Raw genomic sequence first — 11,561 nt, 5'->3', positions numbered from 1 at the left:
TCATTTGACTCGTGTTTTTTCGTGTTTTCTTTTATAATCTATAGTAATCAAAAAATGTGTTTAAAGAATTATTATTTTGATTAAATACAGGGAAATGTGGCTAGGATAGTGAATAAGCAAAAGAGTTGCAAATATTATTAATACGTATATAATTAAAGTCAAAGATAGTCAAAGTCAATAAAGGTGGCGGATAAATGAGAAATATATCTGATATCATTGAGAAATATCTAAAGCAAGTTATTGACTTAAGCAATAATAATGTGATTGAAATCAAAAGAAATGAGATTGCGGATCGATTCGAGTGCGTACCATCTCAAATCAATTATGTAATCAATACCCGTTTTACGTTAGAAAGAGGATTTGTAGTAGAAAGTAAACGTGGTGGAGGAGGTTACATTCGCATTATAAAAGTCAAACTGCATGACGATATAGACATTATTGATCAAATGCTTCATATGATTGATCATAGCGTTGCGCAAGGGAATGCAGAGAGTATGATTATACGTTTAATAGAAGAGGGAATCATAACAAATCGTGAAGCAAAACTTATGTTAAGCGTACTAGATCGTTCTGTATTATCAATGGATGTTCCTTCTCGGGATGAACTTAGGGCTCGAATATTATGCGCAATGTTAAGAACACTGAAATACAAATAAATATAGCTTTTGTAAAAGAATGATAACTAAGATAAGGCAGTTGAATATTGTAGAGGTTTTGAAAAAAGAACATGCACTTTTATCTAAACGGATTAAGAAAAGTGAACAATCTAGTAATGTATGAAAAGAACCATGAGATAGATCGTTCCTGTTGTAAAGGTGGGATAGTGATGACTTGTCAAAACTGTAATATAAGACCAGCAACTTTACATTATACAAAAGTAATCAACGAAAAGAAGGCGGAAGTTCATCTTTGTGAGCAATGTGCAGAACAAAGTGGCTATACGTCTTTCTTTCAATCATCGCAGTCTAACTTTTCATTCCATGATTTATTTGCTGGGTTATTACACGGTGAATCAACAATGTTTGAAGAAGGAAAAAATGGATTTTCGAATACAAATACACTAAGATGTCCAGATTGTAAGATGACATATGAGCAATTTACAAAAGTGGGACGCTTTGGATGTGCTTCTTGTTACGATACATTTAAGGAGCATTTAAAGCCGTTGTTAAAACGTCTTCACGGTGGGCATACAGATCATTGTGGAAAAATTCCAGAACGTATAGAAGGAAATATTCACTTAAAGAAAGAATTAGATGAACTAAAACTCATTCTGAAACAATACGTACAGAAAGAGGAATTTGAGAAAGCCGCTGAAGTAAGGGATAAAATTCGAGGTCTTGAAAATCAGCTTAGTGAGCATAGAGAGGGGGAATAGTTCTATGTCACTGGACAAAATTATGAATGAAGCGATTAGTCCATGGATGAAGGGGGATGGCCCTGATTCTGATATTGTTTTAAGTAGTCGAATTCGTTTGGCTCGTAATTTTAAAAAATATCAATTCTCTACTATGCAAAGCGAAGAAGAAGCTAAACAGATTCATGAATTATTTAAAAAGGAATTTATAAATAAAACAGTAGAACCTTTTGGAGAGTTTGAACTATTAAAAATGAATGAATTAACTCCTCTTCAAAGGAGGGTTTTGGTCGAAAAGCATTTAATTAGTCCCAACCTTGCAGGAACAGAATATGGAGCATGTCTATTGTCAGAAAGTGAACATATTAGTGTTATGCTTAATGAAGAAGATCATATTAGGATTCAGTGCCTATTTTCAGGATTGCAGTTATCAGAGGCGCTTCAAAGTGCCAATCAAATAGATAATTGGATTGAGGAAGAGGTTGAATATGCTTTTGATGAATCCCTTGGATATATTACGAGTTGTCCTACTAACGTTGGTACAGGATTAAGAGCTTCTGTAATGATCCATTTACCGGGACTGGTTTTAACGAAAAGAATTAGCCGTATTATACAAGTAATTCAAAAATTAGGGTTAGTAGTAAGAGGAATATACGGTGAAGGTAGCGAAGCGTTAGGTAATATATTTCAAGTGTCAAATCAAATGACGTTAGGGAAATCTGAAGAAGATATTATTGTAGATTTACAGAGTGTCATTCAACAAATCATACAACAGGAAAAAATGGCTAGAGAATTAATTGTACAAAATTCAAGTATTGAACTTGAAGATAAGGTTTTTCGCTCTTATGGCACACTAGCAAACAGTCGTTTAATTCAATCTGCGGAGGCGGCTACTTGCTTATCAGATTTACGACTTGGTATTGATCTAGGTTATATAAAAGGTATATCGAGAAATATTTTGACTGAGCTAATGGTTCTTACGCAGCCGGGTATTTTACAACAATATGCAGGAGGACCTTTAGGGCCAGAAGAAAGAGATTATCGAAGAGCAACCTTGATCCGTGAGCGATTACGTATTGAAAAAAACTAAGCGCAAGTAGGAGGCGATTTCTATGATGTTTGGAAGATTTACAGAAAGAGCACAGAAAGTATTAGCTTTATCTCAAGAGGAAGCAATTCGCATTGGGCATAATAATATTGGAACAGAACATATTTTACTTGGGCTTGTACGCGAAGGTGAAGGAATTGCAGCAAAAGCGTTAATTGCCCTTGGATTAAGTCCAGAGAAAGTTCAAAAAGAGGTAGAAGCGTTAATCGGGCGTGGGACAGAAGCCTCACAAACAGTACATTACACACCTCGTGCTAAAAAGGTTATTGAGTTGTCTATGGATGAAGCACGTAAACTGGGTCATTCCTACGTTGGAACAGAACATGTTTTACTTGGATTAATCCGTGAAGGTGAAGGGGTAGCGGCACGTGTTTTAAATAATTTAGGTGTAAGTCTAAATAAGGCAAGACAACAAGTGTTACAACTTCTTGGAAGTAACGAAGCTAGTTCTGGCCACCAAGGCGGTTCATCAACAAATGCAAATACACCGACGCTTGATAGTTTAGCACGTGATTTAACAGTCGTTGCACGTGAAAATCGTTTGGATCCTGTTATTGGACGTAGTAAAGAAATTCAACGTGTAATTGAAGTGTTAAGCCGTAGAACAAAAAACAATCCAGTATTAATTGGAGAACCTGGTGTAGGTAAGACGGCAATTGCGGAAGGATTAGCACAGCAAATTGTAAATAATGAAGTTCCTGAAACTTTAAGAGATAAGCGTGTTATGACATTAGATATGGGTACAGTTGTAGCTGGAACAAAATATCGCGGTGAATTTGAAGATCGTTTAAAGAAGGTGATGGATGAAATCCGTCAAGCTGGAAACATTATTCTATTTATCGATGAGCTTCATACATTAATTGGTGCAGGTGGAGCAGAAGGTGCAATCGATGCATCAAATATTTTAAAACCATCTTTAGCTCGTGGTGAATTACAATGTATTGGTGCAACAACTTTAGATGAGTATCGTAAATATATTGAAAAAGATGCGGCATTAGAAAGACGTTTCCAACCAATTCATGTTGATGAACCAAACTTAGACGAATCAATTCAAATTTTAAAAGGTTTACGTGACCGTTACGAGGCGCATCACCGTGTATCTATTACAGACGATGCAATCGATGCGGCTGTAAAACTTTCAGATCGTTACATTACAGACCGTTTCTTACCTGATAAAGCAATCGATTTAATTGATGAGGCTGCATCAAAAGTGCGCTTACGTTCTTATACAACACCGCCAAACTTAAAAGAGCTTGAAGTGAAGCTTGAGGAAATTAGAAAAGAAAAAGATGCAGCTGTACAAAGCCAAGAATTTGAAAAGGCTGCTTCCTTACGTGATATGGAACAACGTTTACGTGAAAAGTTAGAAGATACAAAGCGTCAGTGGAAAGAACAGCAAGGAAAAGAAAACTCAGAAGTAACAGTAGAAGATATTGCAAATGTCGTTTCCACATGGACACGTATTCCGGTTTCTAAACTTGCACAAACAGAGACAGATAAATTATTAAACTTAGAATCAATTTTACACGATCGTTTAATTGGGCAGGATGAAGCAGTCGTAGCTGTGGCAAAAGCTGTTCGCCGTGCGAGAGCGGGATTAAAAGATCCGAAACGTCCAATTGGCTCATTTATTTTCTTAGGACCGACTGGTGTAGGGAAAACGGAACTAGCAAGGGCGTTAGCAGAATCTATGTTCGGTGATGAGGATGCAATGATCCGCATCGATATGTCTGAGTACATGGAAAAGCACTCTACTTCTCGTTTAGTTGGATCACCTCCAGGATATGTTGGATATGAAGAAGGAGGACAATTAACAGAGAAGGTTCGTCGTAAGCCGTATTCAGTTGTCCTATTAGATGAAGTAGAGAAAGCTCATCCTGATGTGTTTAATATCTTACTACAAGTATTAGAAGATGGTCGTTTAACAGATTCTAAAGGACGTACAGTTGATTTCCGTAATACAATTGTTATTATGACATCTAACGTTGGTGCAGAGGCGTTAAAACGTAATAAACATCTTGGATTTAACGTACAAGATGAGAGCCGCGATTATTCAGATATGAAAGGTAAAGTAATGGATGAACTGAAAAAGGCATTTCGTCCAGAATTCTTAAACCGTATTGATGAAATTATCGTATTCCATATGCTTGAGAAAAAACATATTCAAGAGATTGTAACACTTATGGTTAATCAATTAGTCAATCGCTTGAAAGAACAAGAAATTGAATTACACTTAACAGAAGGGGCGATTTCAGCAATTGCTGATAAAGGATTTGATCGTGAGTACGGTGCTCGTCCGCTTCGTAGGGCAATTCAAAAACATGTGGAAGATAGACTATCAGAAGAACTGTTAAAAGGCGCTATTGAGAAAGGACAAAAAGTTATCTTTGATGTAGAAGGAGAATCATTTGTCATTCATAGTGCGGAAAAGGTAAAATAAGTATAGACAAACAAAGAGGGCTACGCGATAGCCCTCTTTCTTGTACGAGAAGGATAAACGTTTATAGATGAAAGTGAAGTGAACTATAAAAAGATATGGCTAAAAAGAAAACAAAATTTACATGTCAAGAGTGTGGTTATCAGTCACCAAAATATATGGGAAAATGCCCTGGATGTGGTCAATGGAATACACTTGTTGAAGAGATGGAACCGGTTGTATCATCAAGGCGCCTTAATTATGCAAATGCGATTCAATCAGAAGTAACAAAACCAAGACGCTTAACAGAAGTAGAAACAAAATCTGAGGCGCGTATTGAAACAAAATTTCAAGAGTTTAACCGTGTACTTGGTGGCGGGATTGTAGATGGATCCTTAGTACTTATTGGTGGAGATCCTGGGATTGGAAAATCAACATTGCTATTACAGATTTCATCGCAATTAGCAGATTCTTCATATGATGTACTATACATATCAGGAGAGGAGTCAGCAAAGCAGATTAAACTTCGTGCAGATCGTTTGCATGTAAAGGGTAGTAATCTATTTGTTGTAGCAGAGACTGACTTACAGCGAATTGCAGCACATATTGAAGAGATGAATCCAGCTTTTGTTGTTATTGACTCTATTCAAACGATACATTTACCTGAAGTGACGTCAGCTCCTGGAAGTGTGGCACAAGTACGTGAATGTACAGCAGAATTAATGAAACTCGCAAAAACGAAAGGGATCCCTATTTTTATCGTCGGGCATGTGACAAAAGAAGGGGCAATTGCAGGACCCCGTATGTTAGAACATATGGTCGATGCAGTTCTTTACTTTGAAGGAGACCGTCATCATACATATCGTATTTTGCGAGCTGTGAAGAATCGTTTTGGTTCTACGAATGAAATGGGTATTTTTGAAATGAAAGAGCTTGGTCTTGCAGAAGTCTTAAATCCTTCGGAAATTTTCCTTGAGGAAAGGCCAGTCGGGGTCGCAGGATCAACAGTGGTTGCCTCAATGGAAGGAACAAGACCGGTTTTAGTAGAAATACAAGCATTAATCTCCCCTACTAGTTTTGGAAATCCTCGAAGAATGGCGACGGGAATAGACCATAACCGTGTATCGCTTATTATGGCAGTATTAGAAAAAAGAACAGGTTTATTATTGCAAAATCAAGATGCATATTTAAAAGTAGCAGGTGGTTTGAAATTAGATGAACCAGCAATTGATTTGGCTGTGGCTTTAAGTATAGCTTCAAGTTTCAGAGATAAACCCACTGCACCAACCGATGCGGTAATAGGAGAAGTAGGACTAACTGGAGAAATAAGAAGAGTATCAAGAATTGAACAACGTGTACAAGAAGCAGCCAAATTAGGATTTCAACGCGCTATTATCCCTAGAAAAAATTTAGGAGGATGGACAATTCCGGATGGGATTGAGGTAGTAGGTGTATCTAATTTAGGGGAAGCGCTTCGTTTGACATTAGGAGGCTAGGCTATGGAAGAAAACAAGCAACGTGTTAAAAGTATGATTAATATTTTACAGCTCGTTGCTCCAGGAACACCACTGCGCGAAGGGATAGATAATGTACTTCGCGCACAAACAGGGGGATTAATTGTTCTTGGATATAATGAGCAGATTAAAAGTATTGTTGATGGAGGTTTTCATATTAATTGTGCATTCTCTCCTGCCAGTTTATATGAATTAGCAAAAATGGATGGGGCACTTATTTTAAATGAAACTGGAAGTAAAATTTTAATTGCGAACGCACAGCTAGTTCCAGAGTCATCTATTGATTCTATTGAAACGGGTATGCGTCACCGAACGGCAGAGCGTGTAGCAAAGCAAACAGGTAGCCTTGTTGTGGCTATTTCACAAAGACGTAACGTAATTACCCTATATCAAGGGAATTTGCGTTATACACTAAAAGATATAGGGGTTATTTTAACAAAGGCAAATCAAGCTATTCAAACGTTAGAAAAATATAAGGCTGTATGGAATGATGGTATTACGAATTTGGGAATTCTAGAATTTGAAGAGGTCGTTACAATGTCCGAGGTGGTTCATGTTTTACATAGCGTTGAAATGGTACTGCGTATTAAAAATGAAATATTGAGCTATATTCATGAGTTAGGAACAGAAGGTAGGTTAATTCGTCTGCAACTGACAGAATTACTAGCTGATTTAGAGGCAGAGGCAGCGTTATTAATTAAAGATTATTATCAAGAAAAAACACAAGACCATCATCAAATTTTGAAAAAGTTACAAGATCTTGCAAATACACAGCTTTTAGAGGATAGCGATTTAGTTAAATTGCTTGGCTATCCAGGGCAAATGAGTTTGGAAGAAAGTGTGACGCCTAGAGGATACCGAATCACAAGCAAAATTTCTCGTGTTCCGCCACTTATCATTGAAAATTTAATTAATCGATTTAAAACATTGCAAGGTGTTTGTCGTGCGACTATTAATGAATTGGATGATGTGGAAGGAATTGGGGAAGTTAGAGCGAAGAAAATACGAGAGGGTCTAAAAAGAATTCAAGAGCATCTCTATATGAGTAGACACAATTAAGAATATTACATTGATTCCATAATATAACGACACTAGAACATTTTTGGTATATGATATGGTATATTGGTAAATAAAACTATTTACAAAAAAAACACGTCCGCTTTTGCATTCGGCGTTTTGATTAGCAAAACAATGGTTAATAATGAGTAGGAGGTGGTTGGATGTTAAAACGGATAGTACAGCTCTTCTTTTTAGTGATTGGAGGAGCGTTAGGGATTTTCTTAATCCCAAAAGTTATTAATGTAATGGACATCGGTGCTGTTCCATGGCTAGAGGGATCGTATGTTCGCGCGATTATTGGTGCAATTATTTTATTTTTAACCACATTTTGGCTTGTGGATTATATTGTTCAACTTATTAAGCATATTGAGGAGGCACTTGTAAAGGCGCCTGTAGCGGATGTTTTATTCGGTACTCTAGGGTTAATTTCTGGTCTTATTGTTGCATATTTAATTTTGATACCAATTCGTGAATTTACAATCCCAGTCATTAGTACAGTATTACAAGTGTTCTTTACCCTTTTACTTGGGTATTTAGGATTCCAAGTAGGGTTTAAAAAGAGAAATGAATTACTGGGTTTATTTACATTACCACAACGTGGCGGTAAGAAAAAGAACAACAGTGAGAACGAAGAGGTCGAGGGAGAAGTAGAAAAATCTACAGCTCATTGGAAGATTCTCGATACGAGTGTAATTATTGACGGACGTATTGCAGATATTTGCCAAACGAAGTTTTTAGAAGGAACCATTGTGATTCCTCAATTCGTATTAGAAGAGCTACAGCATATTGCTGATTCTTCCGATGCTTTAAAACGTAATCGTGGCCGCAGAGGATTAGACATTTTAAATCGTATTCAAAAAGAGATGCCGATTCCGGTAGAAATTTATGAAGGTGATTTCGAGGATATCCAAGAAGTGGATAGCAAGCTTGTAAAGTTAGCGAAAATCACTGGTGGAACTGTTGTAACAAATGATTTCAACTTAAACAAAGTTTCTGAATTACAAGGAGTAACAGTGTTAAACATTAACGATTTAGCAAATGCAATTAAACCAGTTGTACTCCCTGGTGAAGAATTAAGTGTTTATGTTGTAAAAGATGGTAAAGAGCAAAATCAAGGTGTTGCATATTTAGATGATGGTACGATGATTGTAGTAGAAGATGGTCGAGAATTTGTCGGTTCACAACTCAATGTGCTTGTTACAAGTGTGTTGCAAACATCGGCTGGTCGTATGATTTTCGCAAAACGTAAATTATTAGAAAAAGCATTATAAGTAGAGGATTATTAATATGTATACATTAATTATTCCAGCAGCGGGTCAAGGAAAACGGATGGGTGCTGGCAAAAATAAGTTGTTCTTACTTATAAATGAAGTACCGATCATTGTGCATACATTACGTGCTTTTGAAAAAGATAAAGCATGTAAAAGTATTATTATGGCAATTAATGAAGAGGAACGTCCTTATTTTGAGGAGTTAATGCAGAAGTACCCAGTTGGAAAACCGGTACAATTTATTCAGGGCGGAGCTGAAAGACAAGATAGCGTGTATAATGCGCTACATCATGTGGTCGGAGTTGAATATGTTCTCGTGCACGATGGTGCTCGCCCGTTCGTAACGAATAAAATGATTCAAGATGTATTAACTGCAGCGGAAAAACATGGCGCTTCCATTTGTGCAGTGCCAGTGAAGGATACAGTTAAGAAAGTAGAACAGGGTGTTGTTGTTGAAACGATAGAACGTTCTCAGCTTAAAGCTGTCCAAACGCCGCAAGGATTCTCTGTTCCTCTTTTATTAGAAGCTCATAGAGGTGCAAAGCAGGGCTGTTTTCTTGGTACAGATGATGCAAGTCTCGTAGAACGTATTGGGAAGCAAGTAGGCGTAGTGGATGGGAGTTATTATAATATTAAAGTGACGACTCCAGAGGATTTACTAATTGCTGAAAGTTTCCTTCATGTTCATAAGAAATAGTAGTGATGACATTATAGTAAAGAAAAGCTCGGCAACGGCCGGGCTTTTCTTTATAGGGATAGCGATATAATATAGAATCATAAAGCTCAGTAGTTTAGCTTGAGGAGGATGTAAAGAATGTTTCGAATTGGACAAGGTTTTGATGTACATGAATTTGCGGAAGGTAGACCATTAATTATCGGCGGAATTACAATTCCTCATGAGAAAGGGTTAATTGGTCACTCGGATGCGGATGTATTGTTACATACGATTGCTGACGCATGTTTAGGAGCAATTGCAGCAGGAGATATTGGGAAGCATTTTCCTGATACAGATCCTGCCTTTAAAGATGCAGATTCAGCTATATTGTTACAAAAAGTTTGGGAATTTGTGCGTGAACAAGGTTATGAGTTAGGAAATCTAGATTGTACAATTATTGCTCAAAAGCCAAAAATGGCACCGCATATCGAAAGTATGCGTAAACGTATTAGTGAACTATTAGAAACGTCTATTGACAATATTAATGTAAAGGCAACAACAACAGAAAAATTAGGATTTACAGGTAGAGAAGAAGGGATTGCTTCTCAAGCAGTTGTATTATTACAGAAAAAATAATGGTTTTTAATTCGTAAGATGGATAATCACATTTTTTTGGTGTACAATTATAGAATGTGTTGACATTAAGAATGGAAGGTGTACCAATTATGGAAAAGCAAGTGAGAGTGCGCTATGCGCCAAGTCCAACAGGACACTTACATATCGGAAATGCGCGTACGGCATTATTTAATTATTTATTTGCTCGTCATCAAGATGGTAAGTTTATTATTCGTATTGAAGATACTGATGTAAAACGTAATGTTGCTGGTGGAGAGGAAAGCCAATTAAAATACTTGAAGTGGCTCGGTATGGACTGGGATGAAGGTGTTGATGTTGGTGGTGAATTTGGGCCGTATCGTCAAACAGAGCGTTTAGATATTTATAAAAAATTATATGTAGATTTATTAGAGCGTGGTTTAGCTTACAAATGTTATATGACAGAAGAAGAGCTAGAAGCAGAGCGTGAAGGGCAAATTGCTCGTGGTGAAACACCTCGTTACGCTGGTAACCACCGTGATTTAACTGAAGAACAAGTTAAAGAATTTGAAGCTGAGGGACGTATTCCAAGTATTCGTTTCCGTGTACCAGCTGATCGTGATTACACATTTAAAGATATCGTAAAAGATGAGGTTGCATTCCATTCAAATGATTTCGGTGATTTTGTTATCGTGAAAAAAGATGGAATTCCAACTTATAACTTTGCGGTAGCAGTAGATGATCACTTAATGGAGATTACACATGTACTTCGTGGTGATGATCATATTTCAAACACGCCAAAACAAATGATGATTTATGAAGCTTTCGGTTGGGATATCCCGCAATTTGGTCATATGACTTTGATTGTAAATGAAAGCCGTAAAAAGTTAAGTAAGCGTGATGAATCTATTATTCAATTTATTGAGCAATATAAAGAGCTTGGATATCTTCCAGAAGCAATCTTTAACTTTATTGCATTACTAGGTTGGTCACCAGTAGGGGAAGAAGAAATCTTCTCTCAAGATGAGTTTATCAAAATGTTTGATGCAGCTCGTTTATCAAAATCACCTGCATTATTTGATTCTCAAAAACTAAAATGGATGAACAACCAATATATGAAAAAACAAGATTTAGATACGGTTGTTGAACTAAGCTTACCGCACTTAGTGAAAGCAGGTCGCGTGGGTGAAAACTTAAGCGAACAAGAACAAGCTTGGGTTCGTGATGTTATTGCTTTATATCATGACCAAATGAGCTTTGGAGCTGAAATTGTAGAGCTTTCTGAAATGTTCTTTAAAGATCACGTTGATCACGAAGAAGAAGGACAAGAAGTATTAAAAGGTGAACAAGTACCTGAAGTGCTTCGTGCATTTGCTGGTCAAGTAGAAGCTCTAGAAGCAATGGATCCAGCAGCAGTTAAGGCAGCTATTAAAGCTGTTCAAAAGGAAACAGGACATAAAGGTAAAAACTTATTTATGCCAATCCGTGTTGCGACTACTGGGCAAACACACGGTCCAGAACTTCCTAATGCGATTGCTCTTCTTGGAAAAGAAAAAGTTTTAAATCGTATTCAAAAAGTAATTGGTTAAC

General features: G+C 36.9%; 10 protein-coding genes. All 10 read left to right on the top strand.

The window, feature by feature from the left end; genetic code table 11:
- Positions 1–194 precede the first annotated feature (194 nt).
- Positions 195–656 (top strand): transcriptional regulator CtsR, encoded by a 462-nt coding sequence (ctsR, locus tag COC96_RS15705; protein WP_048526354.1) that lies wholly within the window; start codon positions 195–197, stop codon positions 654–656.
- 170 nt (positions 657–826) lie between these two features.
- The gene (locus COC96_RS15700) at positions 827–1,375 is read left to right on the top strand and encodes a UvrB/UvrC motif-containing protein (RefSeq protein WP_098268750.1); all 549 of its coding nucleotides are present in this window, start codon (positions 827–829) and stop codon (positions 1,373–1,375) included.
- A 4-nt stretch (positions 1,376–1,379) separates the two neighbouring features.
- On the top strand, positions 1,380–2,444 hold the full coding sequence (locus tag COC96_RS15695) for a protein arginine kinase (protein ID WP_098268751.1): 1,065 nt from the start codon (positions 1,380–1,382) through the stop codon (positions 2,442–2,444).
- Between the two features lie 22 nt (positions 2,445–2,466).
- Positions 2,467–4,902: an ATP-dependent protease ATP-binding subunit ClpC gene (gene clpC / locus COC96_RS15690; protein WP_098268752.1), complete on the top strand. Its 2,436-nt coding sequence runs from the start codon at positions 2,467–2,469 to the stop codon at positions 4,900–4,902.
- Between the two features lie 95 nt (positions 4,903–4,997).
- A complete protein-coding gene (gene radA / locus COC96_RS15685; protein ID WP_097904627.1) occupies positions 4,998–6,374 on the top strand; it encodes a DNA repair protein RadA in 1,377 nt (458 codons plus the stop codon).
- Between the two features lie 3 nt (positions 6,375–6,377).
- Positions 6,378–7,451, top strand: coding sequence for a DNA integrity scanning diadenylate cyclase DisA (gene disA / locus COC96_RS15680; RefSeq protein ID WP_097904628.1), 1,074 nt, complete (start codon positions 6,378–6,380; stop codon positions 7,449–7,451).
- Between the two features lie 161 nt (positions 7,452–7,612).
- Positions 7,613–8,722 (top strand): PIN/TRAM domain-containing protein, encoded by a 1,110-nt coding sequence (locus COC96_RS15675; RefSeq protein WP_098268753.1) that lies wholly within the window; start codon positions 7,613–7,615, stop codon positions 8,720–8,722.
- 16 nt (positions 8,723–8,738) lie between these two features.
- A complete protein-coding gene (gene ispD / locus COC96_RS15670; RefSeq protein ID WP_098268754.1) occupies positions 8,739–9,419 on the top strand; it encodes a 2-C-methyl-D-erythritol 4-phosphate cytidylyltransferase in 681 nt (226 codons plus the stop codon).
- 117 nt (positions 9,420–9,536) lie between these two features.
- On the top strand, positions 9,537–10,013 hold the full coding sequence (gene ispF / locus COC96_RS15665; RefSeq protein WP_000488380.1) for a 2-C-methyl-D-erythritol 2,4-cyclodiphosphate synthase: 477 nt from the start codon (positions 9,537–9,539) through the stop codon (positions 10,011–10,013).
- An 89-nt stretch (positions 10,014–10,102) separates the two neighbouring features.
- The gene (gene gltX / locus COC96_RS15660) at positions 10,103–11,560 is read left to right on the top strand and encodes a glutamate--tRNA ligase (protein ID WP_098769032.1); all 1,458 of its coding nucleotides are present in this window, start codon (positions 10,103–10,105) and stop codon (positions 11,558–11,560) included.
- The last annotated feature ends 1 nt before the right edge of the window (position 11,561 follow it).

The sequence above is a fragment of the Bacillus cereus genome (genome assembly GCF_002577405.1).
Lineage (GTDB): Bacteria > Bacillota > Bacilli > Bacillales > Bacillaceae_G > Bacillus_A > Bacillus_A cereus_AU.
Note: the sequence above shows the minus strand (reverse complement) of the source record. Positions and strands in the feature narration are given on the sequence as shown.

What these genes read in the sequence shown, in the direction of transcription:
- ctsR (WP_048526354.1), top strand. Translation starts at nt 195, where the DNA reads ATGAGAAATATATCTGATATCATTGAGAAATATCTAAAGCAAGTTATT.
- COC96_RS15700 (WP_098268750.1), top strand. Translation starts at nt 827, where the DNA reads ATGACTTGTCAAAACTGTAATATAAGACCAGCAACTTTACATTATACA.
- COC96_RS15695 (WP_098268751.1), top strand. Translation starts at nt 1,380, where the DNA reads ATGTCACTGGACAAAATTATGAATGAAGCGATTAGTCCATGGATGAAG.
- clpC (WP_098268752.1), top strand. Translation starts at nt 2,467, where the DNA reads ATGATGTTTGGAAGATTTACAGAAAGAGCACAGAAAGTATTAGCTTTA.
- radA (WP_097904627.1), top strand. Translation starts at nt 4,998, where the DNA reads ATGGCTAAAAAGAAAACAAAATTTACATGTCAAGAGTGTGGTTATCAG.
- disA (WP_097904628.1), top strand. Translation starts at nt 6,378, where the DNA reads ATGGAAGAAAACAAGCAACGTGTTAAAAGTATGATTAATATTTTACAG.
- COC96_RS15675 (WP_098268753.1), top strand. Translation starts at nt 7,613, where the DNA reads ATGTTAAAACGGATAGTACAGCTCTTCTTTTTAGTGATTGGAGGAGCG.
- ispD (WP_098268754.1), top strand. Translation starts at nt 8,739, where the DNA reads ATGTATACATTAATTATTCCAGCAGCGGGTCAAGGAAAACGGATGGGT.
- ispF (WP_000488380.1), top strand. Translation starts at nt 9,537, where the DNA reads ATGTTTCGAATTGGACAAGGTTTTGATGTACATGAATTTGCGGAAGGT.
- gltX (WP_098769032.1), top strand. Translation starts at nt 10,103, where the DNA reads ATGGAAAAGCAAGTGAGAGTGCGCTATGCGCCAAGTCCAACAGGACAC.